Origin of the sequence: Brevibacterium sp. CT2-23B, assembly GCF_013168765.1 — a bacterium.
GTDB lineage: Bacteria > Actinomycetota > Actinomycetes > Actinomycetales > Brevibacteriaceae > Brevibacterium > Brevibacterium sediminis.
The window spans coordinates 287,067-311,642 of the sequence record NZ_JABBYK010000003.1; the positions used below are offsets into that span (position 1 = coordinate 287,067).

A 24,576-nucleotide genomic window follows, 5' to 3' on the forward strand; every position below is an offset into this window, starting at 1 on the left:
GGCGTCATCCGCGGTGCGCGGAGTCCCATGCGGGGAACTCGTCGTGATACTCGAGCCAGGCCATCGGACCCGCCAGAAGCTCAGCATCGGTGAGGACGGCGCGGTCGAGCGCTTCACACAGCCCCGCCTCGTCGAGGTCGAAGCCGATGAAGGCGAGATCCTGACCGAGCGCCAACAGCTCTGCACCGGGCAGCGGATCAGCGGTCAGCGGTGAGAACGTCAGCAGCGTGCCTGCATGATCCCAATGCGCGGTCACATAGGGTCGGGAGGCAAGCTTCGCGAAGCCGGCCGAACGGACGATTCGCCCCCAGCAGCCTTCGCCGAGAGCCGCACTCAGCACTGCCTGCAGTCGCTGCGGGTGGAAGGGTCGCGCTTGCTCGAAACGGCAGGCGCGGACACCTCCCGACCGAGCCGGGGGCCGAAACTCCGAGTTGAGTATCGCCGTCCACCCCGCGGCGGGAGGTCGGTGCCCGAACTGCCAGCACACCGGCTCATGCACCGCGCCGTCGCGCAGGAGAAAGCGCTCGGCCTCCGGTGCCAGGTGCGCGATCAGCCCGATGGCCGCCTCGGCCCCGGCCGAGTCGGCTGCATCGGGCGCCAGCAGAGCAAGTGTCGAGGCGAATTCGATCTGCGCAACCAGGGCTCCGGCGCGCGCTTCCGAATCGAGATCGCTGCGCAGGCAGGCAAGGTCGAGCACGCAGACGAGGTCGGTGAGCACGGCTCGCGCGTCGGGAGCACTCAGAGCTCCGATGATCTCCGCACAATCCGCGTCCTCCCCGTATTCGAGGACGAACCCGTGCACCCCGGATGTCATTCCGACCAGATCGACGAGGCGGTCGATCGCCTCGATGCCCTGTTCCGTCTGCTCCGCGGGCACGAAGACAAAACCGCGATCCCTGGCCAGACCCATCGCATAGCGCCTGCGCTCAGCCGCGCAGAGTCCGACGACGGCGATCGCTTCGATTCCGTCGACGATGAGACTCCGGCCGCGTTCGTCTGATCCCTGCATTCGCTTCCCTTCGCTGGAGAACATAGTATTATCTCTAATGATACTCATTCTCACTAAGGAGTCGCATCCATGAAGGTTCGTCGTTCGCTGCGTTCGCTGAAGTCACTGCCCGGTTCGCAGGTGGTCCGCCGCCGCGGCCGCGTCTACGTCATCAACAAGAAGAATCCTCGATTCAAGGCCCGTCAGGGCTGAGCCGGGTTCGAATCGCTTCGAGCTCGGCTGCAGTGTCGAAGTCGCTCACTACCTCCGGGTCCACAGCGACCGCGACCGGCTCGAGTCCCGCGAAGAGCAGCTTCACCGCCCCATCCGTCGGGTCGCCGATCTCCGTGAGACGGGCACGCAGCAGCCGAGTCGGCCAGGCCGCGCAGAGGAACTGCGTCTTTCCCCGATCGTCGGCGCCCGTGGCCGGACGTCCGGTGGCACGACACGCAGAGATGAGCTCACCGAGGTGGCCCGCCGTGATCAGCGGCATGTCCCCGGCCAGGACAAGGGTGACATCGGCCGTCTCGGCCGGAAAGTCCGCCTCAGTCGGCATTGCCGCAACCGCGGCTGCGATCCCGGCCAAAGGGCCCGCGAACTCGGGTTCTTCCCGCACGACGCGGACGCCTTTCTGCTCCGCCGCCGAGAGTCCGTCTGCGGGTCCGGCCACCCACACCTCGGCGTCGGCTGCCGCACCGCGGATGCTCTGGAGGATCCGGGAGATCGTCGACCGTCCGTCGACCTCGACGCCGGGTTTGTGAATACCGTCGAAGCGTCGCGAGCGACCGCCGGTGAGAATGATCGCGTTGACCGTCATGCCTCGATCGTACAGACCGCGAATACCGCACTCAGCACCTCGAGGACAACGAAATCCGCAGCCCGTCCTCGGCGAATCGGCGCTACTCTGGGCAGGAACACACCCACATCGCGCACGCACCGTCGAGTGCCCGGAGGAAGATCATGTCGAAGTTCGATGTCGTCGAAGCGTCCATCGCCGATCTGCGAGCCGCCCTCGAGAACGGCCGCACCACCTCGGTGGAGCTCGTCGAGGCCTATCAGGACCGGATCGCCGCGTTCGACGGCCCCGACACCGACACGAAACTCAACTCCGTGATCGTGAAGAACCCGCAAGCCCTCACCGAGGCGGCCGCCTCCGACGAACGACGCGCGGCCGGTGAGACGCTCGGCCCCCTCGACGGGATTCCGTACACCGCGAAGGACAGCTATATGGTCGCGGGCCTCACCGTGGCCTCCGGATCCCCGGCCTTCGCCGATCTCGTGGCACAGAAAGATGCATTCACGATCGAACGGCTGCGCGCCGGCGGCGCCATCTGCTTGGGTCTGACGAACATGCCGCCGATGGCCAACGGCGGCATGCAGCGCGGGCTTTATGGTCGCGCCGAAAGCCCGTACAACGCGGATTGGCTGACCAGCGCCTTCGCCTCCGGTTCCTCGAACGGATCGGGCACGGCCACGACGGCGAGCTTCGCAGCCTTCGGGCTCGGCGAGGAGACCTGGTCCTCGGGCCGAGCCCCAGCGTCACACAATGCGCTCATCGCCTACACCCCCTCGCGCGGGGTCATCAGCGTCCGCGGAAACTGGCCGCTCGTGCCGACCATGGACGTCGTCGTCCCCCACACTCGCACGATGGCCGACCTGGCCGAGGTCCTCGACGTCATCGTCGCCGACGACGAGCAGACTCGCGGGGACTTCTGGCGCGTCCAGCCGTGGGTGGATATCCCGAAGGCGAGCTCGGTGCGCCCGGATTCCTATGCCGCACTGCTGCCGGAATCGGTCGCGGCGGCTGGGTCGGTGTTGGCCGGCAAACGCCTCGGCGTGCCACGGATGTACATCAACGCCGATGACGAGGCCGGGACGAACCCGGACGGCGGTATCGGCGGGCCCACGGGACAACGCGTCGAGACGCGCGCCTCGGTGATCGAGGCCTGGCAGGCGGCGCGAGCCGACCTCGAATCCGCAGGCGCCGAGGTCGTCGAGACCGACTTCCCGGTCGTGAGCAATTACGAGGGCGACCGGCCCGGTGCGCCGACGATCGCGACGCGGGGTTTCGTCACCGCCGACTACCTCGACCGGGAGATCAACGACCTCTCGTCGTGGGGGTGGGATGACTTCCTCGCCGCGAACGGCGACCCCAAACTGAACACCCTCGCCGAGGTGGACGGAGCCTTGATCTTCCCCCACCCACCCGGTGCGCTGCCGGATCGCTACGTCGGGTTCGACGATGACATCGCAACCTACCCGGAGCAGGTGCGCACGAATCGCTACGCCTCGGTCACGGAGATCCCGGAGCTCGAGTCCGGTGTGCGCGGGCTCGAGGAGACCCGCCGGGTCGACCTCGAGGAATGGATGGATGAGCGGGGCCTCGATGCGGTGATCTTCCCGGCGATGGCCGATGTGGGACCGGCCGATATGGATGTCAATGAGGCTTCGGCCGAACTCGGTTGGCGCAACGGCACATGGGTGGCCAACGGCAACCTCGTGCCCAGGCATCTGGGCATTCCCTCGGTGACGGTGCCGATGGGCACCATGTCCGATACCGGGATTCCCGTGGGCCTGACGATCGCCGGACGAGGCTGGGACGATTCTGCGCTCATCGAGATCGCAGCGGCGTTCGAGGCGACCGGCGACCGTCGCCAGGTGCCGCCGCGGACTCCGCGGCTGTAGATCGTCAGCGCCCGGAGGCGAGTTCGCGCTTTCGCCTGGAGGCGTCACGCAGCTGCATCCATCCGGCGAGGATGAACCAGATGAGGAACGGGTAGGACGCGGCTCTCTCGACGATCCCGACGGGCAGGTTCCAGGTCTCGGATGCGGCCAAGATCAGTGCTCCGGCGAGGCCGAAAGCGCCCAGTCCGAGCGTGAGCCCGCCGAATTCGACGGGACCGATCCAGCGCTTCTCGGGCCAGCGAGTCAAGGCGACGCCCGCGGCGAGCAGACCGAGATTCTGGATTCCGGATCCGCCGAAACCGAAGACAGCATGCAGAGTCGGGTCGATATCGGCGGGGACCATCCCGGTTCCGGCCAACAGCATTCCGCCGGCGGCGAGCAGGAAGGATCCGCACCTGCCCCAGCGACTCGGGGCGATCCAGTCGTGCCAGATGAAGGCGATGATCGCGAGCATCGATCCGGCGATGATGGAAACACCGTTGACGAAGGGATGGGCCGGTGAGCAGACCTCGATCGGGGTTCCGACGTCTCCCCAGTCCCCGCATCCGGTCATCCCCAGATGGCTGATGGGTTGCTGAGTGAACGAATAGCCGCCTTCGGACATCAGTGCCGCGGGAATCTCGATGAGGATCGTGGCCATGCCGGCAAGCACGGCGAGAAGTGCCCATACCCGCTCGGGTTTGGGCGAAACGCGGATGGCGCCCGAACCGGCCACCTCTGCTCCTCCGTACGGCGACATCGGATGTTGTTCACGCTATCACTGCGCCTGCCTGAAACCTTCTGGTGAACCAGTCCGACCCCTGGCGTGTCGAGGCACAACAGTGGAAAAGTATTGACCATGGTCGATTACACGGTTCTCGCCGAACGCGCTTTCACCCTTCTGCAGGGACATCACCAGGACGAACCTCTCGTGCTACCGACTGTCTGGGATGCCTGGTCGGCTCGTGCGATGGTCGACGTCGGTTTCAACGCTCTGAGCATCGGGTCGCACCCGCTCGCCGATTCGCTCGGCCACGGCGACGGTGAGCAGATGACGCTCGAGCAAGCGCTCGAGGGGATCTCACGGATCACCTCGGCGGTGGATGTTCCGGTCACCGCGGATCTCGAATCCGGCTACGACACCCCCGCTCCCGAGCTCATCGCCGGTCTCCTCGAGGCCGGAGCGGTCGGTGTGAATATCGAGGACACGGTGCACAGTCGCGGCAGCATGCGCAGCCCCGAGGAGCATGCCGAATACATCTGGAGTCTGCGCCAAGCGGCCGAGGCTCAAAGGGTCCACGTCGTCATCAACGCCCGCACCGACGTGTTCAAATATCCCGGCGACTTCGAAGACCCCACCGCCGAGGTGGTACGACGTCTGCGTCTGTGCACCGACGCCGGCGCGGACTCCGTCTACCCCGTCCGTCTGCCCGATGTGGGCACACTCAAGTCGATCCTCGCGCAGATCACTCTGCCGCTCAATGTCACCGCGCACCCGATCAAGGGCGCGGTGCCCGAAGAACTCGACCTCTCACAGCTCGCTGAGCTCGGGGTCGGGCGCGTGACCTTCGGTCCGCTTCTGCAGGCGGCGCTGACCGACTGCTTCGCGGATTTCACGCGCGCTTGGCAGTAGGGTCATCCCGCTGCCGTCGGCACCATTCACTGCAACTCACCTCCACCAATCACAAGAGGAGACGCATTGCCTGCCAACCCCCGCGAAGGCCAGCCGATCTGGATCGACTATGTCTGCCAGGACTTCGAGGCCGCCCAGAACTTCTACAATCAGCTCTTCGGCTGGGAATTCACCGACATGGGTGAGGACTTCGGCCACTACAACATGATCACGAAGGACGGAGGCAACGTCGGCGGCGCCATGCGAGCCATGAACATGGACGGCACCCCGAGCCCGGAGATGCCCACAGCCTGGTCGACCTACCTGCACACTGGGGACATCGCCGGAGTCCACCAGGCAGCGTTGGGTGCCGGTGCTGCGGACGTCGTCGGACCCATGCCCGTCGGCCCGCTCGGCCAGATGGCCGTCGTCGTCGATCCGACTGGTTCGCCCATCGGCATGTGGCAGCCCGGCGAGTTCTCCGGCTTCGATACTCCGCTCTCACCGGGAACTCCCGTGTGGTTCGAGCTCATGACGACGAACTACCAGGCAGCGAATGATTTCTATGCCAAGGTCTTCTCATTCGACATCACTCCGATGGAGGGCTTCCCGTACTCGACGCACGGCGACGGCGACGATGCCGTGGCCGGAATCTGCGATGCCAGCGAGTGGGCACAGAATTCCTTTTGGCGCACCTACTTCAACGTCGACGACGCCGATGCTGCGGCAGCGAAGGTGACCGAGCTCGGCGGCAAGGTGCTCGCCGGTCCGGAAGACTCCCCATACGGTCGCATCGTCACGGTCACCGATCCGGAAGGCGCGACGTTCCAGCTGCAGCAGAATCTGTGACCGTCAGCCTCGCCGAGGCGGCCCGGTTCTGTTCCGGTCGACTGCCCCTTCGGCAGTCGCTGATCCGGCTGTGACTGACACCGACCGTTTTGCACCGCTGCGGCGGCGATTCCTCAGCCTGGGGCTCGGGGAGATCGTCGCCGCAGCGGTCTTCGCTGTCATTCCGACACGGCTCGCTTTCGTCACGGCCGATCGAACCGAAGCAGCGCTATGGGCAGCACTGTCCCCGCTGCTCTTCATCCTCGTCCAGGCCGGAATCTACTGGCTGATCGCTCGGCATCATCTGCCGGCCCCGATTCCAAGACCGGTGGCTCGAATCTATCGGTTTCTGCGAGTCATCAACCCGCTGGTGCTTCTCGCCTCACTCATCGGCATCGTCGTCGCTTGGCCCGGCGTTTCGCTCAGCGCGGTTCTCATCATCGTCATCTGGCTGTTTGCGGTCGCCGAATACATCAACTATTTCCATGTCCGGCTCTCCTACCCGTGGTCGAAGTGGACAGTGAAGGTCGGACGCCGGTCAACTCCGCGCCTGGTCAGAGACCTGCAGAGGAGTTAGAGGTACCGCTGCAAGTCATCCAGCACGCTTGATGGTGAGCTTTGAAATCATGCGGTCGCTGAATAAGTCTCAGAATGAACATCGCGACAGTCTCTGTATTTATGGCATCTTCATTAGCCGACGTTTAAGCTCGAAACCAACGAGCCGACGGCCGAGAGTGTCGCACGACTGGAAATCAAAGAGGGCGGATCCATTTGGACATCAGCACGGAACTGAACGGCAGGATCGAATACATAGTAATTCCAGCGATTCAGAAGCTGCTTACTGATGCCGAATTCGAACAACTTACTATCGAATCTGAGGGGTCTAGGCTCGATCGATTCGTAGCGTCTATTCAGGCATGCGGAGAGACTCTCAGCGTCATCGTTTCAGATTCCTATATGCACGAAAGCATGGATGAGGCGCGAGATCGATTCTTCGAAGATCTTCGAGATGAAATATCGGAGACCGAATTCGGCTGGGGTCAGCTCCGGGACGGCTCGTCGAATTGACCTCAGGCCCGGAGTGCAAGGGCAAACGGCAGCACCGAGGTGGCTCCCGCCTTGCGCAGCAATCGTGCGCAGACCGTCATCGTCCACCGCGAGACGACCTCGTCGTCGACCAGCAGCACTGACTTCCCGGCCACTGCCTCCTCGATCTCCGGAGGAACAACGAAGGCCTCATAGAGGTCTTTGACGCGGAAAGCACTGTTGACATCAGGGGTGCCGTGATCGCCTACCTGGAGCAGTTCCCCGCCGTCCACAAGTCGGCCGGCCGCGGCGAGATTCGCGGCCAGAGACCGCACCGTCACAGGACGGCGATTGCTCGGGATCGATACGACCACCTCGGGCCGTGTTTTCCAATCCCACTGTGCCAGGACTTCAAGACACCACTTGCCGATCTGACCGGGCACCTCTGCATCGGGAGCATCAGGGGCGAGAAACGAGCGCAGACTCTGCCCCTGTCCGAGGTCGGAGAGGCGGGCGATGGCACGTCCCTCCTCGGCGAGCTCTTCAGCCGAGATCCGACCTTTGAGAGGGACACCGATATTGGCGAGTCCGCTGGGCCAGGTGCTGCGCGGCTCGATCGGCAGGCCGATCTTGTGCAGGTTCCCGGCCGCGACTTGGCGCTGTTCGTCGGAGATCTCGGCAGAGAACCACACTCCCGCACAGTTGTCGCAGCGCCCACACGGCTGCGGGTCGGGATCGTCGAGCTGACGGATGAGGAACTCCATCCGGCACTGCTCTGTCGCCTCATAATCGAGCATAGCCTGGGCCTCTTCGGCTCGGACGGCCGCGACCTTCTCATAGCGTTCCCGGTCATACGTCCAGCCCAACCCGGTCGAGACGTACCCGCCTTTGACCTTCGACACCGCGTCTTCGACTTCGAGGGTCTTGAGCAGCAGGTTGAGACGGGAGCGTTTGGTTCCGACCAAAGTTTCCAAGCGGGCCACGGACAGGGGGCCGTCCGCCTCGGCGAGGGCTGCGAGCACGGCGTTCGCATCGTCCTGATTGGGCATCGACGCAGTCGCAAAGTACTCCCAGATCTGTTCGTCTTCCGCTCCGGGCAACAGCAGGACATCGGCGGAGTCTGTGGCGCGGCCGGCTCGGCCGACCTGCTGGTAGTAAGCCACGGCTGAGGAGGGCGCGCCGATGTGGATGACGAATCCGAGGTCCGGTTTGTCGAATCCCATGCCCAACGCCGAGGTGGCCACCAGCGCCTTGATCCGATTGTCCTTGAGCTGCTGCTCGAGTTCCGCGCGTTCTTCGGCATCGGTCCGGCCCGTATAGGCGCGGACCTCGTGGCCTTGTTCGCGCAGCATTCGGGTGATGTCCTCGGCAGCGGAGACGGTGAGCGTGTAGACGATGCCGGACCCGGTGAAGTCGTTCAGGTGCGAGGCCAGCCAGGCGATGCGGGCACTCGCGTCGAGTCCGGGCAGGACGCCGAGGCGCAGGGAATCACGGGCGAGTTCACCGCGGACGACGGTGGTGTCGTCGCCGAGCTGTTCGGCGACGTCGGTGACGACGCGGGAGTTCGCTGTCGCCGTCGTCGCGAGGACCGGGGTGTCACGTGGCAGTTCGGACAGAATCCGGCCGATGCGGCGGTAGTCGGGGCGGAAATCGTGGCCCCAATCGGAGATGCAGTGGGCTTCGTCGACGACGATGAGTCCGAGGAAGGCCAGCAGCTGTGGCAGCACTTCGTCGCGGAACTGCGGATTGTTCAGCCGTTCCGGAGAGACGAGAAGGACGTCGAGACTGCCGGCCTTGAGGTCCTCGAGCACGGAATCCCATTCGGTGACGTTCGAGGAGTTGAGACTGGCGGCACGGACTCCGGCACGTTCGGCCGCGGCGATCTGGTCGCGCATGAGCGCCAGCAGCGGGGAGATGATGAGACTCGGCCCGGTGCCTGAGGCCCGGAGCATCCGAGTGGCCACGAAGTACACAGCTGACTTGCCCCACCCGGTGCGCTGGACGACGAGGACGCGTTTCTTCGCCTGCACGAGGTCGCGGATGGACTCGAGCTGGCCATCGCGGAACTGCGCGTTCGGGTTCGCGGTGAGCTCGGCCAGGATCCGCTGCGCCTCGATCGCGAAGTCATCAGGGGTGCCGGGCGACTCGGCAACGGGTGGGAATGTCGGGGTGGATTCCGTCATGGGGCCAGTCTAGGTGGAGGGTGTGACACGGCAGGCCCATCCCCCAGTTGGCCTGGGCAAAGCATGTCCTTCACTTTCCCTTTGCTGCTGCTCCTCAGCGCAGGGCGAGCTCGATGCCCAGGGTGGCGAGCACTCCGAAGAGGACTCCCCAGAGGATGATCGAGATGACCTGCCAGAAGGCTACGACATTGCGGTTCGCACCGAAGCCGACCATCGCTGACGAGGTGATCTGCGAGGGCAGGAGCGTCTGGCCGAGCAGCGAGACTCCCGGCACGCCGAATTTGTCGAACATGCGCTTGAGCCGCTGTCGTTTCGGCTTCTCCTCGACCTCTTTGTTCTTCGTCGCCTTGTCGCGGATGGCACCGGCCCCATAGACGAAGGCGAGCATTGAGATGACGTTGCCGATGATGGCCATGAGGATGGCGACCACGGGGTGGAGTCCGATCGCGACGCCGATGACAGCGCCGAAATACGACTCGACGAAAGGGATGGCCGAGACGAGCAGAATGCCCGCCCACTGCAGCCAGTCGGGGATGTTTCCGGCGAATTCCTGCAGACTGTCGATCATGAGGGCTCTCTCTTCTTCCGTTCGGGTCCTCTGGTCGGGTCAGCACACTGTTCCTGCCGCGCCGTTTCAACGCTTTGGCACACCGTACTAGTACAACGTACTATACACTGAGTTGAAGCATCGTTGTCAATGAAGCGAGGAGTCACGGTTGTCGAAGCGAGACGAGATCGTCGCCGCAGCCATCCGCCTGGCTGAGGGGTCGCAGCCTGGGCACGCGAACCTCAGTGTGCGCGCCGTGGCCAAGGAAGCAGGGGTCGGACCGTCGACTCTGCGCCACTACTTCCCCACCCAGGCAGACCTCCACGAAGCAGTCGCTCGGCGCTCCATCGACACCGTCGTCAAGGACTTCTCCATCGCTGATGCGAACCGCGACCCGGCCGACCGGCTCTATGAGTGCTGCGCCCAGTTCCTGCCGACTCATGAGCATCGAGATGTGCAGCTCGAAACCTGGTTCTCCATGCACTTGCATGCCCTTGGAGCGGAGAAGCGGGCAGTGTCCCGGCGCCTCCTCGAACACGGTCACCGTGTCACCTATGACAGCCTGCATCGCTGGCTGAATCTGCTCGCCGAGGAGGGGCATCTCGACCCGACTGAGGTGGCGCCGACCGCCACAGCACTCTTCACCACCGTCGACGGCATCGCCCTGCACTCGATCATCTCTCCCGAGACCATGACCGTCGACGCCGCACATGAGCAGGTCAAGTGGACGATCAGCAAGCTCCTCAGCTCCTGAGCGGATCAACAGAGGGCAGTTCAGCTCCGCCCCCGAATCACCGCATGTTGGCGGCCGCGCGGCGCAGCGCCTCGGTCAGTCGAGAGAGCTTGTCCGAAGCCAGAGTCCAGTGATGCCAGTACAGCGGGACGTCGATATGCGGATCGGGACCGATCTCGACGAGGTCGGCTTCGAGATCGTCGAGCTGCATGACCGGCACCATCCCCCAGCCGAGGCCTGCTTCCACTGCGGCTGCGAACTCCGCTGAGCCCGGCACGACCGACATCGGCGGCCGACCGTCGACACCGCAGCGGCGGAGGAACTCGAACTGCAGGTCGTCGTCCTGTCCGAAATTCACCATCGGCAACTGGGCCAGATCCGCCTCGGCGCCGGTGGAATGCCGATCGAACAGGGAACGTTCGGCCACGGCGGTGTAGCGCATCGTCCCGAGCCCGGCGACCGTTGTCCCGTACCCGCCGGTCGCCGTCGAGGTGATCGTGCCGAGCACCTCTCCCGAGGCCAAGAGCGGCAGCGCTTTGTCCTGGTCGACCATCTCGATGCGGAGGACGACATCGTCCCAGCCGGCCGCCTCGGCGAAGATCGGGCGAAACCATGTCGCCATCGAATCGGCGTTCACCCCCACCCGAAGCACCGTGGGCTCACGACCCCGGTCACCGGATCCGCCCAGCCCGAGGGAGTCGGCGTCGATGCCGTGCAGCCGGTCGAGCGCCTCGGACTCGAGCAGCTCAACCTGCCGAGCATAACGGAGGATCGCCTGCCCCGCCTCGGTGACGGTGATCGGATTCGATCGTCGGATGAGCACCTGCCCGAGGCGGGACTCGAGTGTGCGGATGCGCTGACTCGCCGCCGAGGCGGTGATGCCGAGTACGAAGGCCGCTCCCTCGACGGTGCCTTCGTCGACAGCGGCGGCGAGCGCCTTGACGTGATCGATGTTCATGAAGCAATTGTGCATCAGATGCATATTCTGTTGTTCTTCTTCTGATCAGTCGGTCTCTACTGTTGAGTCCGTGCTCACTCATCTCGTCACCGGACTTCTCACCGGCTGGTCCCTCATCATCGCCGTCGGCCCGCAGAACGCACTCCTGCTGCGGCAGGGGATCCGTCGCGAGCACCTCGGCGTCGTCGTCACCATCTGCATCGTCGCCGACGTGCTGCTCATCGCAGCGGGCACGGTGGGGATCGGGGCAATCGTGCTGTTGGCGCCGTGGGCGCTCGAAGTCCTGCGCTGGCTGGGTGTGGCCTACCTGCTGTGGTTCGCGTGGACGAGCCTGAAATCGGCGCGCGAAGCCACCGGGCTGAAGGCGGACACTCATCAGCGGTCCCTCAAGTCCATCATCGTCACCACTCTGGCGCTGACGTTCCTCAACCCCGGCGTCTACATCGACACCGTCGTCATGCTCGGCAACCTCGCGAATCAGCAGGGTTCGGACGGGGTGTGGCCGTTCACATTCGGGGCAATGCTCGGCTCGATCAGCTGGTTCCTCGTCATCGGCTACGGCGCCCGTGGGCTCTCCCGTTACTTGTGGCGGCCGCGAGTCTGGCAGGTCCTCGACGTCATCATCGCCGTCGTGCTCGTGCTGCTGGCCGCGCGGCTGGCGCTGGGGTAGGACGTTGCGCCGACGCGACCGACGTCGTCGCCGATGTCAGTGCCCATCGGTACCGTCGCAGACATGGATCCCCGCATCGACCTGCCACTGCGTTCTGTGGCCGAGCATGCCCTGTCTCCTCCAAAGCTGAGTCCCTGGCTGCGTGATCTGCCGGCCGTTCGCGACGTTCTGTCCGGCTTCGAGTTCGATCGGACGACCGTCTTCGTCGGCGAGAACGGCTCGGGCAAGTCGACCATCATCGAGGCCATCGCCACGGCTCTTGACCTCCCGCACGGCGGTGGCTCAGATTGGGAGGTGCGCGATCACGTCGAGGCGCCTCCCGAACTGAGTGAACACCTGCAGATCGTGCGCGGAGCGACAACGAATCGCAGCGGATTCTTCCTTCGCGCCGAAACGATGCACGAGAACATGGCCTATCTCATGAGCGTCGGTTCGATGCGCGGCCATCACTATGCGCAGCGCTCGCACGGCGAGATGTTCGTCGACATGCTGACGAGCCGCTTCATGGACCTCGGGCTATGGATCCTCGACGAGCCCGAGAGCGCTCTGTCGTTCACAGCCTCGCTGACTCTTCTGCAGCTCATCCGCGAACGCCAGCGGAAGGGCCTGCAGACCGTCACGGCCACCCACTCCCCCGTCCTCGCCCGAGCCGACAACGCGAAGATCGTCGAGGTCGGCGAGTGGGGCTTGCGCGAATCCGCGTGGGAGGACCTCGACATGGTCGATCACTGGCGCCGCTTCCTCCACGACCCGCAGCGATACCTGCGCTACCTCGACGACTGAGCCGCCGCTGACGCCCGCTACGCCAGAGGCGGCACCGCTCCTTGCTCTGCAGACACACACGGCTTGCACCCGGGAAGCTCCAAACACCTCGGCGAAGGTTGCCTGATCTCCTCCCACTCGATTTCGCTGGATTGTTGGGTCGACCCACGGCGTTTCAAGCAGCGAAAACACCGTGGATCGACCCAACAATGCGCCGACAGCGTCTGGCATCCGCAACGGGCCACGCCCGCGCTGCGACGCCCGCGCTGCGATCAGGCCTGTAAGTCCGCAGCAGCCCTGTGCCCTGCAACAACTCTGCAGCCCGCACCCCTAGGCACCCCCGCACCCCAAGGCACGACACTGCAACCGGCCCGGCCTACAGCTGCAGGCTCGGGTGGAGCTGAGTGAGCGTGACCATACGCTTGCGGCTGCAGACCACGGTTGTGGCAACCAGACAGATTGCGGTCATCAGCAGCAGGACCACGGCCGCCTGCGCGGCGATGAACATGTCACCACCGGCAACCAGTGTGCGCAGACCGCTGACCGCGTGCGTCATCGGCAGGAACGGCGAGATGATCTGGAAGATCTTCGGCGCCGTCTCCACCGGATAGGTTCCGCCTGCCGATGCGATCTGCAGCATCAGCAGAACCAGGGCAATCAGCCTGCCGACACCACCCAAGGCCGCGACACACAATTGGTGCACGGAGTGGAAACAGGCCGCCACGAGCATCGAGAACAGCAGCGTCCACAACCACGAGCCGGCCGAGAAGTCCAAGGTGAAGGCGAGGATCGCATAGAGGACCGCAACTTGGGCGATGCCGAACAGCAGCCCAGGAACGTAGCCGGCCCATGCGATGCGCGACGAGGTGGCCGATGAGAACAGTGCTCGGTATGGGATGGCGTTGAGCACCATGTAGGTGATCATTCCGCCGATCCACAGGGCCAAGGAGACGAAGAACGCAGACAGTCCTTCGCCATAGGCATCGACGGCATTGTCCTTGACCTTGTCCGCATCGACAGGGACAGCTACGACGTCCGACCGGTGCTCCCGATCCTTCTTGTCGTAGGTCGGGATCTGCTCGAGTCCCTTCTCCAGCCCGTCGGCGAGTTCCCCGGAACCGTCTTCGAGTTTGCCCGCACCTTTGTCGAGTTCGGTCGACCCGTCGACGAGCTGCTCCGATCCGTCCTTGAGATCACCGGCTCCGTCCTTGGCCTTCGCCGTGCCGTCCTTGAGCTGGACGGCCCCGTCATGCAGGTCACCGGCACCCTTGGCGAGCTTGCCCGCTCCGGCGTCGAGCTTGATCAGTCCGGAGTGGAGGTCATCGGCACCGGTCGCGACCTTCTGCGCTCCGTCGTCGAGCTGACCGATCTTCTTATCGGCCGTGCGGATCTTGTCCATCACGCCGTCGACCGCGTCGGTCAGCTTGTCCTCGAGGCTCTTGGCTTCATCCTTGGCATCGGAGGCGCGCTGGTGTGCGGAATCGAGGTCCTCGCCGAGGCCGTTGGCATCCTCGGCGAGTTTCTTGACGTTCGGGTCGTCCGGATAGTCCTCCTGCAGCTGCTTGATCCGGTCGTCCATGTCCCCGCGCACGGTGGTGCGGGCGTCGTCGAAGTCCCCTTCGGCGCGCTCGAGCTTCGGTCGCGCTCCGTCGACGACGTCATCGGCCTTGCGTTTGACGTCCTCGGCTTTCTTCGTCGCCTCATCGGCGGTATCTCGCAGCTCTGAGGTGCCGTCGGCGACCTGCCCGGCACCGTCGGCGAGTTTCTTCGAGCCGTTCTTCGCTTCGGTGGTGGATTTCGCCAGGGTATCGGCCCCGTCGGCGAGGTCGCCGCTGCCCTTCTTCAGCTCGCCCGCACCCTTATCGAGGTCGATGAGCCCGGTCTGCAGCGTTCCGATTCCTTTGTCGAGCCTCGTCGTCCCGTCCACGAGCTCTCCGGTGCCGTCGTGGAGTTGGCCTGCTCCGTCGTGCAGGTCGGACGCACCGTTTGCAGCTTTCTCCGTCTCCGAATGGATGTCGTTGAATCCGAGATAGACCTGGTTGACGTACTCGGCGGTCGTCGTCTTGCTCAGTCCGCCCTTGATCTCGGAGAGGATGGTCCCGGCCACCTGTCCGACGATGAAGTTGTGGGCGTCGTCGGTGCGCAGCCGCAGCCCTGCCTGCTCCGGATCGTCACCTCCGGTCGACACGAGCATCTCGGAGAAGTCCGAGGGGATCTCGAGGACCGCGAAGTATTTCCCTTCGGCCAGTCCCTCGTCGGCTTCCTCTTGGCTGGTCTCCTGCCAGTCGAATCCGCCTTCGCCCTTCGGCGTGATCTCGTCGACGAGTTCCTGACCGGCGTTGAGCTTCTCTCCGTCCGAGTCGGGCTTCTCCGCGCCGGTATCCTCGTTGACGATTGCCGCCTGCAGCTTGTCGAGGTGCTCGGTCGGGTTCCAGTTCGAGGCGAGGTACAGCCCGCCGTAGATCGACGGGATGACGATGATGACGATCATCGCCAAGCGCGTGATCGTGTGGCGTTTGAATCGTGAGAGTTCTAACCAGGGCAGGGAGAACATTCGGGAATCTCCTCGGATTCGTATACGTGGGGCAGGCAGTTCAGTGTTTGGACCCGCGATGAGCGGGAGGGTGGGGCGGCAGTTCGAGTTCGACCAGCGACGGCTCCGCGCGGAAGCCGAGCGATCTGGTGGCGATGTCGAGTTCGCTCGAGTCCTCGCAGGAGACGATGACCGTGAGCGGGTTCTCGGGATCCCGTGATCTGCGCAGCTGCTGGTAAATGAGGATCCCGGCCCAAGCACGGGCTCGGTCGGCGGATTCGCGCAGGTAGTCGATGTTGTCGATGACGACGACGGGTGGGCGGCTGAGGCTCGCCAGCCCGAATTCGAGGAAGAATTTCTGCAGCTCACTCAGCTCGGAGACGAATACCTCTCCGTCATCGTCGATGAGGAAGTCCGCGCGCTGGGCGTCCTGCTTCGAGAACGTCCCAGGCGGGAGTTCGTCAATGATCTCCGTAGCCGTGGTGAAAGTGTCCCGGATGAGACCGATGACCTCACGCAGGGTCGATTTCGACGCCCACGGCTTGTACCAGGGCTGGAGCATGATCTGTCGTTCAGCGACGTGCTGCGCAACCGTGAAATCGTCCTCAAGGTCCGTCAGCCCGCCGATATGTCCGACCGCAACCTGCCCGCGCACGGTGCGGGCCTGCTTGCGGATATCGATATCGCCGAGGCGGCCCTCCCCCGCGGAGACCCGCATCCTTCCAGCCAAGGACAGGAGGAGAGAGGTCTTCCCGCTGCCGGCGGGACCACGGACGACAGCGATGGCACCGGTCGGCACCTCGAGGTCGATATCGGTGAACACATCGCCCTGTTTGCCGGACAGCGACCAACCGTGCAGCGCGACCGCTGGCGCGTCGATGTCGGTGTCCTCGGCGAGAGTGTCCGTTGTGCTCTCCATAGCCATCGCTCCCAATCGTCTGTGCCCTCGTCGATCCGGTCAGTGCCGGATAATTCTGCACCGCGCAGGTGACTGCAGACTACGCCACCACCGGCACGTGAGGGTGTGGAGCGGGCGACTCCACGCGAAGTTACCCATTGGTAACACCAGTGAATTCTCTCATGAAAATGACGCGAGAGTGACTCGAGAAGACCCAGATGTCACGAATTGCACATCGATTCGCTGGACAGAGGCCATCGGGCGGACTCTCGGGTGGCCTCTCGGTGGGGACCGCGGAACGGTTCAGGAGGGCGGGACTGCAACGCGGTTTCAGGGGTGGGGTCGTACTATCGAAGACGTCGATGTCCCTCGACACACGACGACGAGAATGAGGAGCGGATGAGCACGGCCGATCGCAACCTCACCGGACTGCACAGACGGTGGGGGCTGAGCCCTTCGACGCTGGCTCCCGGATGTTTCGCCTCGGTGATGGCGACCGGCATCGTGTCGATCGGTGCCGAGCTCAAAGAGCTGCACTCGCTGTCAGTGGGTCTGTTCTGGATCGCCGTCGCTCTGTATGTGTCCTTCACCGTACTCACCGTGGTGCGGATCCTCCGATATCCAGAAGCTGTCCGCGCCGACCTGCATGATCCCTCCCGGGCGTTCGGGTTCTTCACCGCTGTGGCAGGCACGACTGTCCTGGCGACGGGGCTCGTCGGTTTCGGCTTGATCCCGCTGGCCCTCGCCTTCTTCGCTCTCGGCGGTCTGCTCTGGCTGGTGCTCGGGTACGGGATTCCCTTCACCGCGATCCTCGGGTCGAGCACACGGCCGGTATCTGCAGGGGTGAACGGCACGTGGCTTGTGTGGGCGGTGGCCGCTCAGTCAGTGGCGGTGGTCGCCGCGAGCCTGGGGATCGAGCTTCCGAACACCGCATATCTCGAGCCCGGTCTGGTCGCATTCCTCGCGCTCGCGGCGGTGGTCATGTGGGCGGTTGGACTGGCGCTCTACGTCGTCTGCGTGATTGCGATCGGCGTGCGCGTGCTTCGGCATCGGTTCGGGCCCAAGGACCTCGATGCTCCGTATTGGGTGACGATGGGGGCACTGGCAATCACGATCGTTGCGGGTTCCCGGATTCTCGATCTCGGCGACGCTCCCCTGCTCGAAGCGACACGTGTACTGGTCGGCGCCTCCTCGGCGCTGCTGTGGGCGATCGCCACGTGGCTCGTCCCGGCGCTCGTCGCCGCAGGAGCCTGGAGGCATGCCGTCCACCGGGTGCCGATGACCTATTCGGCCGGGCTGTGGAGCATGGTGTTCCCAGTCGGCATGTACGCCGTGGCGAGCATCTACCTGGGCCGGTCGGATCATGTGCCGGCGATCGAATGGATCGGGCTTCACTGGTACTGGATCGCACTGACCGTCTGGGCGATCGTCTTCGTCACCATGGTCACGTCATTCGTCAGAACCGTCCGGCGTTCCTGACAGGTCGGACCGCCTCGGCAGGGTCTTCGCAATCCGTCCTCTTGGCAACACAACACCCCGCCAGTGGCTTCTCGCACCATTGCAATGGTGCGAGATGACACTGACGGGGCGTTATGGTTGCGCAGCTGTGTTACGTGTCAGCAACTAGACGTGATGCTCCGCCCGAGCACAGGCGCCGCAGTCAGACCTCGAAATCAGACGTCGAAGCGCTGACCCTCGGGCTTGGGCGGCATGATCTCCATAACGAGCACAACGATTCCGCCGATAGAGGTCAGGGTAAGCAGGTAGAAGAGGCCGGAGAAGCCTGCATCGTGGAGGCGGCGCCAGGAGACAGCGATCGACGGCACGATCGTGGCCAGGACAAACACGCCGAGAAGGACCCCTCCGATGCCCATCAGTGCAATGCCACCGCCCGAGGGCGCCCCGCCCCCGTAGGGATCGGCAGAAGCAGACGCCGCCATCATCACCGCTCCGATGATGACAAGAATGTAGGGCACCAGCGCAACGAGAACGCAGAACAGCGTCGCCCACCAGAACTCGCTGCGCGAGGCGCGCCCGCTGAACTTCGCGTAGTTCTTGAAGAAGCGCTTGACGGCCTGGCCGAAGGAAGCGCCGTAGAGCGGCAGTGAGAGGTCATCGGGGCTGGCGGCACCGCGTGGCGCTCCACCGAAGCCCTGCCCTCCATAGCCCTGGCCGGCGGCACCGGGAGCTCCTTGACCGGGTGCGCCGGAGTTGTATGCTGCATTCGCGTCGTAGGACATGATGACCTTCATTTGTAGGTGACGTTTCCGATCGCGCTCCCACGTCGATGGGCCGAAAATGCTCAGCCGATCTTCAGGAAGCGCGCACTCTATTCTGCACCAGGCATTCCATCGATCATGTGTCGAACCGGTTTCAGATCTGCAACACAGCGCATGATTCACTCATTTGTCATGGTCCGGACACGGAAACGGCGCCCGAGGAATGATTCCTCGGACGCCGTGATCCGCGAGCCGCTGCCGCTTCGAAAAGGCTCGACCTCGTCGACGATCGGCACTGCCTGCAGGCGAGTTCGCCTCAGGCGTCGCCTCCGGTGAGGGCATAAGCCTCGTCGACCGGCGACTCATCGATATGCCCGTCGACGCGACGCAGCTTCTTCCAGCCGAGCGAGATGACGACGACCGACAGCAGCACGGCCCCCGCACCGAAGAGGTACGGAGAACCCGCACTGATCGATTCCGACACCGCACCGGCGACGATCGGCGCAACGGCACCGCCGATGAAACGCACACCCGAATAGGTCCCCGAGGCGACCGGACGAGGCAGGTCGCTGACCTCCATCGCCGATTCCGTGAACACCGTGTTGAGCACGCCCAGAAGCATGCCCGCCACGATGATGCAGACGATGATCCCGGCCAGCGATTCGACGAGAAAGGACATCACGCCCAGAAGCACGGCCAGTGCGACCAGGGTGACGATGAGGCTGCGACGACGTCCGATCCGCTTGGTCAGCACGGGAGCACCGAACACCGAGGTGATCGCCACGCAGATGCCCCAACCGAAGAAGACGTAGCCGAGGCCCATGGCGCCGAAGTCCTCCATGCCCAGCTTCGCGGCGGCAGCCTCGACAGGGAACGGGCTGTAGGCCAGCAGGATGAAGAAGCCGAAGTTGTAGAGCAGAGCGGAGACGCCGAGGATGGCGACACCCGGACGGGCGAGCGCACGGAACGTAGCGCTGAGCTTGATCGGCTCCGCCGAGGCCCCATTCGAGCTCGTTCCTCCCGGCAGCAGCACAACGATGGCGATGAAGCCGATGGCCATGAGGACTGCGGTACCGAAGAACGGTCCGCGCCAGGAGATGCCGCCGAGCAGTCCGCCGAGCAGCGGGCCGGTGGCGATGCCGACGCCGAGAGCCGCCTCGTAGAGGATGATCGCCTTCTCAGCACCACCGGACGCGGCACCGACGATCGTCGACAGAGCGGTGGAGATGAACAGCGCGTTGCCCAGCCCCCAACCGGCACGGAAACCGATGATCTGGTCGACGGAACCGGAGAATCCAGCCAGAGCCGCGAACGCGACGATGAGCACGAGGCCGATGAGCAGCGTGGTCTTCGCACCGATGCGCGAAGACAGGAAGCTCGTGAAGAACATCATTCCGCCGGTGATGAACAGGTAGCTGGTGAACAGCAGCATCGATTGGGCGGGGGTGGCGTCGAGCTCGGCCGAGATGGCCGGCAGGATCGGATCGACCAGGCCGATGCCCATGAAGGCGATGACCGCGGCGAACGCGACCGCCCAGACGGCACGCGGCTGGCGAAGGATCGACGCTCCCGCCCCGGAATCGGCGGGTGTTTCGTCCCCTGTTGTTTCGTTGTCTGCTGACGCTCTCATCTGCTGGTCGCGTCTCCTTTCCTATGGTGCGTTCCGCTTGCGAAGTCCGATTCGGAAGCGTGGTTGAAAAAATGAGGTGTGTGCTGCGGCTAGCCCGCGGCCGAGTCGGAGTCCGATTCGTCGGCGGGTTCGTCGACGCCGTCGACCGGGTGGCGGTCCTTGAGGAAGTCCGAGACCAGCCCGAGCGCACGATCGACGCTCTGCCTCTCCTCGACGCTCAGCGACTCGAAGTAGGGCTGCATCTGCTCGATCATGATCGACCGGTTCTCCGCCAGCCTCGCCCGTCCGGCTTCGGTGAGAGAGAACTGCGACGCCCGGCCGTCCGTGGGACTGGGTTCGCGCACGACGAGTCCGGCTTCTTCGAGTTTGGCGAGGAGTTTCGTCGCCGCGGGCTGAGAGCTCAGATATCCTTGCGCGAAATGGCCTACCCGTACGGGCTGATACTGCTCGACGACTGCGAGAGCACGCAGCGCCGCCAGCGAGTTCTCATTGCCGATCACTCGTCGAAACGCTCTGGTCAGGCGCGACGAGACGACAACGAGCCGCGACACGAGTTCAGCCGAATCCACATCATCCATAACTTATTTATATACCCAGGTTATGCAATTCGGCAAATCGTGGTCACCGCGAGCGCCTTCGCGTCGCTCGCGAACGCCGGCCCGCCCGGACCACGGAGACACTCCACCCCATCCGCACGCAAAACCGCTCCCACCCCGCCCAGGTGTCACCATGTGACGGACCTCACGGCCGCCTCGGTGATGGTCATGCTACTCTGGCCTCACATGTTCCGGGGACGGTGAAATTCCGTACCGGCGGTCATAGTCCGCGAGCCGCTCGCATTCGTGCAGGCGGTTGATTCGGTGAAATTCCGAAACCGACAGTCAGAGTCTGGATGGGAGGAGCATGGTGGCCTCGGCCGCTGTGTCTGGTGCAATCGACCGCACCGTCGCACGCGACTGAGACGCCCTGATGGTTGCACCCGCAATATCCTCCCTCCCGGCGAAGGCTCGGGAGGTTTTTTCATGGGCGCGCAGCCAGGCGACGCAGCGGAATTCACGGACCTCGAATCCGCGGCGATGACCGCTGCCCTCAATGCGGCCCGCGAAGGTGTTCGCGGAGCGAATCCGCTGGTGGGCGCGGCAATCCTGACAGCCGACGGCCAGATCGTCACCGGTCACCACGGAGGTGCGGGCACTCCCCACGCCGAGGTGGACGCGATCACCACCGCCCACGACCTCGACATCGATCTGACCACCTCGACACTGTTCGTCACGCTCGAGCCCTGCGCCCATCACGGCCGGACCGGCCCCTGCACCGAGGCGATCATCAACGCTGCGATCCCCTCCGTCGTCTTCGCCTCCCCCGATCCGAACCCCTTGGCCGCGGGCGGCGGAAAGACCCTCGCCGAGGCGGGGCTGACGGTCCGTTCGGGACTGCACGAAGAGGACTCCCGCGCACTCAATGCCCGCTGGGTCCGGTCGACGGCCGAGGCCCGCCCGTTCGTCTCGGCGAAGATCGCACAGAGCCTCGACGGGGCCGTCGCCGCCGCCGATGGAACCAGTCAGTGGATCACCTCCGCGGAGTCTCGCGCACACGCCCACGAAGTCCGGGCCCGAGTCGACGCCGTCCTCGTCGGCACCGGCACCGCCGTGGCCGACGATCCGCGTCTCAATGCCCGCGGCCCGGACGGAATCTCACTCGACGACCAGCCGCGGCCCGTCGTGCTCGGCACCTCGGAACTGCCGGTCACATCGTTTCTCGCCCTCAACCCGAACACTCTGCAGCTGCGCACCCACGATGTCCGTGCGGCCTTGGACGAACTGTACGCCGCCGGAGTGCGCCACCTCCTCGTCGAAGGCGGGCCGACGGTGCTGGGCGCGTTCTTCTCCGCAGGGATCGTCGACGAGGTCTTCTGCTATCAGGCTCCGCTGCTCATCGGCCCCGGCCGCAGCAGCGTCGACGGCTTGGACATCGGCACCCTGTCCGAGGCGCTGCAGCTGATCCCCGACGACACGGAGACACCGGCGGTGTCACGGCTCGGCCCGGACTTCCTGCTGCACTTCACAACTACGGATCCGGAACCTACCGAAACCGGCTCCCCCGAACCAGGTACGTAGCCGCCGCACTCCCCCAACCACCACCGACCACCGCCTGAAGAATCTGGAGTCACATGTTCACCGGAATCATCGAAGAACTCGGCACCGTCGAGTCCATCGAGCACACGAACGATTCGGCCGCGATCACCATCGACGCCGGCCCCCTCGTCGCCGACCTCGACCTCGGCGGCTCGCTGTCCGTCAACGGAGTCTGCCTGACTTCGACGAGGCAGCCCACCGAGCAGCGTCCCGGCCTATTCACCGCCGAGGTCATGGGCGAGACCCTGCGCCTGACCGGGCTCGGCTCCTTGGTCACGGGCGACCGCGTCAACCTGGAACGCTGCACGCCCGCCTCGGGGCGCTTCGACGGGCATGTCGTCCAAGGACACGTCGACGGACGCGGCGAACTCCTCAACCGCATCGACCGACCCGACTGGTCGACCCTGCGCATCGGGATCCCGAACGACCTCGCACCGCTGACCGCGATCAAGGGGTCGATCGCGCTCAATGGTGTGTCGCTGACGCTGACGGCCGTGTCCGAACCGAGCGCACCCTCGGCGTGGGTGGAGGTCGGCCTCATTCCAGCCACCCTGGCACACACGACGTTCGGCGAGCTGCCGGTAGGCGCGGCCGTGAACGTCGAGGTCGACGTGCTCGCGAAGTACACCGCACGCCTCCTGTCCTTCCGCACCGATGGCGGCGCCGCCGACGCGGTCCCCACTCACTCGAGCCCCGCCTCGGCGGACTCATCGCTTTCGAACAGCACCCAGCAAGGAGTCGATCATGACTGATCCCATCGCCCACGCCAGCCGCCTCGATCCCATAGACGCGGCCATCGCAGCCGTCGCCGCCGGCCGACCCATCCTCGTCGTCGATGATGAGGACCGGGAGAACGAGGGCGACCTCATCATGGCCGCCGAGTTCGCCGACCCCACGACGATGGGCTTCTTCGTCCGGCACACCTCGGGCGTCATCTGCGCACCCATGACCGCCGACCGAGCCGCGTCCCTGCGTCTGCCGCCGATGGTCACCGACAACGAGGATCCGAAGGGCACCGCCTACACGGTCAGCTGCGACGCGGTCGGGGTGACCACGGGCATCAGCGCCGCCGAACGCGCCGAGACCGGTCGAGTCCTCGCCGCCGCCGATCCGGATCCGGCGGCGATCTCGCGGCCCGGCCACATCTTCCCGCTCGTCGCGAAGGACGGCGGGGTCCGGGAACGTCCAGGTCACACCGAGGCCGGAGTCGAGTTCGCGCGCCTGGCCGGTGCTCAGCCGGTGGCGATGATCGCCGAGGTGGTCCACGACGACGGTTCGATGATGCGCTTCGACGCGGTGCGCGACTTCGCCGACACCCACGACCTCGTCATGGTCTCGATCGAACAGCTCATCGCCTACCTCGAGCTGCGTGACGCGGATGAGTCCAACGACTCCGCGGCGTCCGTGTCTTCGCCTTCGGACGATTCCCGCACTGAGGCGGCCGCCTCGGTGAACATCGCCGGTGCCCCTGGTGGGGACGAATCGGTTGAGGCGACCGCGGAGGTGGCTCTGCCGTCGGAGCACGGCAGCCTGCGGGCCCGCGCGTTCACGATCAACGGGCATGACCACCTCGGCGTGTTTGCGGGGTCCCCGGATTCCGACTCAGCGGGTCCGGCACCTCTCGTGCGGCTGCATTCGGAGTGCCTGACCGGGGACGTCTTCGGTTCGCACCGGTGTGACTGCGGTGAGCAGCTCGACCTGGCGCTCGGCCTCATCGCCGAACACGGCGGGGCGGTGCTCTACCTGACCGGGCACGAGGGTCGCGGAATCGGGCTGAGCAACAAGCTGCGCGCGTACGCCCTGCAGGATCAGGGGCGGGACACCGTGGATGCGAACCGGGACCTCGGGTTCACCGACGACGCCCGCGACTACCGTGCCGCGGCGACAATCCTGCGCTCGCTCGGGCTGACTCGCATCCGCCTGCTCACGAACAACCCGGCGAAGACCTCGGCTCTCGAAGAGCTGGGCATCACGGTCGACGCTGTGGTTCCGCTCGAGGTCGCGGCGCGGCCAGAGAACACGCACTACCTGGCCACGAAGCGCGAACGCATGCACCATGTGCTCTCGCTGCCGGAGGTCACGGGCACATCCGGCACTGGCGCGGGCACAGCCGGGGCCGTCGCCAGCTGAATCTCGGCCCCACACAGACACGAACCAGGCTCTGCGGAGCCTTCGAACAAAGGACACACT

General features: G+C 65.0%; 24 protein-coding genes and 1 riboswitch. Of the genes, 13 read left to right on the top strand and 11 right to left on the bottom strand.

Going from position 1 to position 24,576, the window contains the following annotated elements; translation table 11 throughout:
- Positions 1-4: 4 nt before the first annotated feature.
- The gene (locus tag HIM68_RS09860) at positions 5-1,009 is read right to left on the bottom strand and encodes a GTP-binding protein (RefSeq protein WP_172171776.1); all 1,005 of its coding nucleotides are present in this window, start codon (positions 1,007-1,009) and stop codon (positions 5-7) included.
- A 69-nt stretch (positions 1,010-1,078) separates the two neighbouring features.
- On the opposite strand from HIM68_RS09860, the gene ykgO reads away from it, so the two are divergent.
- Positions 1,079-1,201 carry a type B 50S ribosomal protein L36 gene (gene ykgO, locus HIM68_RS09865; protein WP_139467916.1) on the top strand — a complete coding sequence of 41 codons (123 nt, stop codon included), beginning with the start codon at positions 1,079-1,081 and terminating at the stop codon, positions 1,199-1,201.
- On the opposite strand, the gene HIM68_RS09870 is transcribed toward ykgO, so the two are convergent.
- Positions 1,182-1,805 carry a molybdenum cofactor guanylyltransferase gene (locus tag HIM68_RS09870; protein WP_172171778.1) on the bottom strand — a complete coding sequence of 208 codons (624 nt, stop codon included), beginning with the start codon at positions 1,803-1,805 and terminating at the stop codon, positions 1,182-1,184. The genes ykgO and HIM68_RS09870 overlap by 20 nt on opposite strands.
- Positions 1,806-1,948: 143 nt before the next feature.
- Here HIM68_RS09870 and HIM68_RS09875 point away from each other — a divergent pair, with 143 nt between their 5' ends.
- Complete coding sequence (locus tag HIM68_RS09875) at positions 1,949-3,673, top strand: amidase (protein ID WP_172171780.1); 1,725 nt, start codon at positions 1,949-1,951, stop codon at positions 3,671-3,673.
- 4 nt (positions 3,674-3,677) lie between these two features.
- Here HIM68_RS09875 and HIM68_RS09880 read toward each other — a convergent pair whose 3' ends face one another.
- The gene (locus tag HIM68_RS09880) at positions 3,678-4,412 is read right to left on the bottom strand and encodes a DUF998 domain-containing protein (protein WP_172171782.1); all 735 of its coding nucleotides are present in this window, start codon (positions 4,410-4,412) and stop codon (positions 3,678-3,680) included.
- 99 nt (positions 4,413-4,511) lie between these two features.
- On the opposite strand from HIM68_RS09880, the gene HIM68_RS09885 reads away from it, so the two are divergent.
- The 4 genes from HIM68_RS09885 to HIM68_RS09900 all read left to right on the top strand — a co-directional run bounded on the left by HIM68_RS09885 (position 4,512) and on the right by HIM68_RS09900 (position 7,160).
- Complete coding sequence (locus tag HIM68_RS09885; protein WP_139467912.1) at positions 4,512-5,285, top strand: isocitrate lyase/phosphoenolpyruvate mutase family protein; 774 nt, start codon at positions 4,512-4,514, stop codon at positions 5,283-5,285.
- A 66-nt stretch (positions 5,286-5,351) separates the two neighbouring features.
- Positions 5,352-6,113, top strand: coding sequence for a VOC family protein (locus tag HIM68_RS09890; RefSeq protein WP_172171784.1), 762 nt, complete (start codon positions 5,352-5,354; stop codon positions 6,111-6,113).
- A 70-nt stretch (positions 6,114-6,183) separates the two neighbouring features.
- The gene (locus HIM68_RS09895) at positions 6,184-6,669 is read left to right on the top strand and encodes a hypothetical protein (RefSeq protein WP_216657056.1); all 486 of its coding nucleotides are present in this window, start codon (positions 6,184-6,186) and stop codon (positions 6,667-6,669) included.
- Between the two features lie 194 nt (positions 6,670-6,863).
- Complete coding sequence (locus tag HIM68_RS09900; RefSeq protein ID WP_139467910.1) at positions 6,864-7,160, top strand: hypothetical protein; 297 nt, start codon at positions 6,864-6,866, stop codon at positions 7,158-7,160.
- A 2-nt stretch (positions 7,161-7,162) separates the two neighbouring features.
- Here the strand turns inward: HIM68_RS09900 and HIM68_RS09905 are convergent, their stop codons facing one another.
- Entirely contained in the window at positions 7,163-9,301 is a 2,139-nt protein-coding gene (locus HIM68_RS09905; protein WP_172171786.1) for a RecQ family ATP-dependent DNA helicase, read from the bottom strand.
- A gap of 94 nt (positions 9,302-9,395) precedes the next feature.
- Positions 9,396-9,869 carry a hypothetical protein gene (locus tag HIM68_RS09910; protein WP_139467908.1) on the bottom strand — a complete coding sequence of 158 codons (474 nt, stop codon included), beginning with the start codon at positions 9,867-9,869 and terminating at the stop codon, positions 9,396-9,398.
- A 148-nt stretch (positions 9,870-10,017) separates the two neighbouring features.
- Here HIM68_RS09910 and HIM68_RS09915 point away from each other — a divergent pair, with 148 nt between their 5' ends.
- Positions 10,018-10,602, top strand: a complete 585-nt coding sequence (locus HIM68_RS09915) for a TetR/AcrR family transcriptional regulator (protein WP_139909196.1) — start codon at positions 10,018-10,020, stop codon at positions 10,600-10,602.
- 37 nt (positions 10,603-10,639) lie between these two features.
- Here the strand turns inward: HIM68_RS09915 and HIM68_RS09920 are convergent, their stop codons facing one another.
- Positions 10,640-11,539 carry an ArgP/LysG family DNA-binding transcriptional regulator gene (locus HIM68_RS09920; protein WP_172171788.1) on the bottom strand — a complete coding sequence of 300 codons (900 nt, stop codon included), beginning with the start codon at positions 11,537-11,539 and terminating at the stop codon, positions 10,640-10,642.
- Positions 11,540-11,609: 70 nt separating this feature from the next.
- Between HIM68_RS09920 and HIM68_RS09925 the strand changes: the two genes are divergently transcribed.
- Positions 11,610-12,209 (top strand): LysE/ArgO family amino acid transporter, encoded by a 600-nt coding sequence (locus HIM68_RS09925; RefSeq protein ID WP_367647499.1) that lies wholly within the window; start codon positions 11,610-11,612, stop codon positions 12,207-12,209.
- 63 nt (positions 12,210-12,272) lie between these two features.
- Positions 12,273-12,992, top strand: coding sequence for an AAA family ATPase (locus HIM68_RS09930; RefSeq protein WP_172171792.1), 720 nt, complete (start codon positions 12,273-12,275; stop codon positions 12,990-12,992).
- A gap of 355 nt (positions 12,993-13,347) precedes the next feature.
- Here HIM68_RS09930 and HIM68_RS09935 read toward each other — a convergent pair whose 3' ends face one another.
- Together HIM68_RS09935 and HIM68_RS09940 are read right to left on the bottom strand one after the other, a co-directional pair.
- Positions 13,348-15,525, bottom strand: a complete 2,178-nt coding sequence (locus tag HIM68_RS09935; protein ID WP_172171794.1) for a YhgE/Pip domain-containing protein — start codon at positions 15,523-15,525, stop codon at positions 13,348-13,350.
- 40 nt (positions 15,526-15,565) lie between these two features.
- Entirely contained in the window at positions 15,566-16,423 is an 858-nt protein-coding gene (locus HIM68_RS09940; protein WP_172171796.1) for an ATP-binding cassette domain-containing protein, read from the bottom strand.
- A 378-nt stretch (positions 16,424-16,801) separates the two neighbouring features.
- Here HIM68_RS09940 and HIM68_RS09945 point away from each other — a divergent pair, with 378 nt between their 5' ends.
- A complete protein-coding gene (locus HIM68_RS09945) occupies positions 16,802-17,881 on the top strand; it encodes a tellurite resistance/C4-dicarboxylate transporter family protein (RefSeq protein ID WP_172171798.1) in 1,080 nt (359 codons plus the stop codon).
- A 194-nt stretch (positions 17,882-18,075) separates the two neighbouring features.
- Here the strand turns inward: HIM68_RS09945 and HIM68_RS09950 are convergent, their stop codons facing one another.
- The 3 genes from HIM68_RS09950 to HIM68_RS09960 form a co-directional block, all read right to left on the bottom strand.
- Entirely contained in the window at positions 18,076-18,642 is a 567-nt protein-coding gene (locus tag HIM68_RS09950; RefSeq protein WP_172171800.1) for a DUF805 domain-containing protein, read from the bottom strand.
- Positions 18,643-18,937: 295 nt separating this feature from the next.
- Complete coding sequence (locus HIM68_RS09955) at positions 18,938-20,251, bottom strand: MFS transporter (protein ID WP_172171802.1); 1,314 nt, start codon at positions 20,249-20,251, stop codon at positions 18,938-18,940.
- Positions 20,252-20,340: 89 nt separating this feature from the next.
- Positions 20,341-20,829 (bottom strand): MarR family winged helix-turn-helix transcriptional regulator, encoded by a 489-nt coding sequence (locus HIM68_RS09960; RefSeq protein WP_139467898.1) that lies wholly within the window; start codon positions 20,827-20,829, stop codon positions 20,341-20,343.
- Between the two features lie 201 nt (positions 20,830-21,030).
- Positions 21,031-21,159, top strand: a riboswitch (FMN riboswitch).
- A gap of 114 nt (positions 21,160-21,273) precedes the next feature.
- Between HIM68_RS09960 and ribD the strand changes: the two genes are divergently transcribed.
- The 3 genes from ribD to ribA are packed head-to-tail and all read left to right on the top strand — an operon-like array spanning position 21,274 to position 24,516.
- Positions 21,274-22,368: a bifunctional diaminohydroxyphosphoribosylaminopyrimidine deaminase/5-amino-6-(5-phosphoribosylamino)uracil reductase RibD gene (gene ribD / locus HIM68_RS09965; RefSeq protein ID WP_253903882.1), complete on the top strand. Its 1,095-nt coding sequence runs from the start codon at positions 21,274-21,276 to the stop codon at positions 22,366-22,368.
- 53 nt (positions 22,369-22,421) lie between these two features.
- Positions 22,422-23,138 (top strand): riboflavin synthase, encoded by a 717-nt coding sequence (locus tag HIM68_RS09970; protein WP_172171804.1) that lies wholly within the window; start codon positions 22,422-22,424, stop codon positions 23,136-23,138.
- Positions 23,131-24,516 carry a GTP cyclohydrolase II gene (gene ribA, locus HIM68_RS09975; protein WP_172171806.1) on the top strand — a complete coding sequence of 462 codons (1,386 nt, stop codon included), beginning with the start codon at positions 23,131-23,133 and terminating at the stop codon, positions 24,514-24,516. Before HIM68_RS09970 ends, ribA begins: the two co-directional genes overlap by 8 nt.
- Positions 24,517-24,576: the final 60 nt, after the last annotated feature.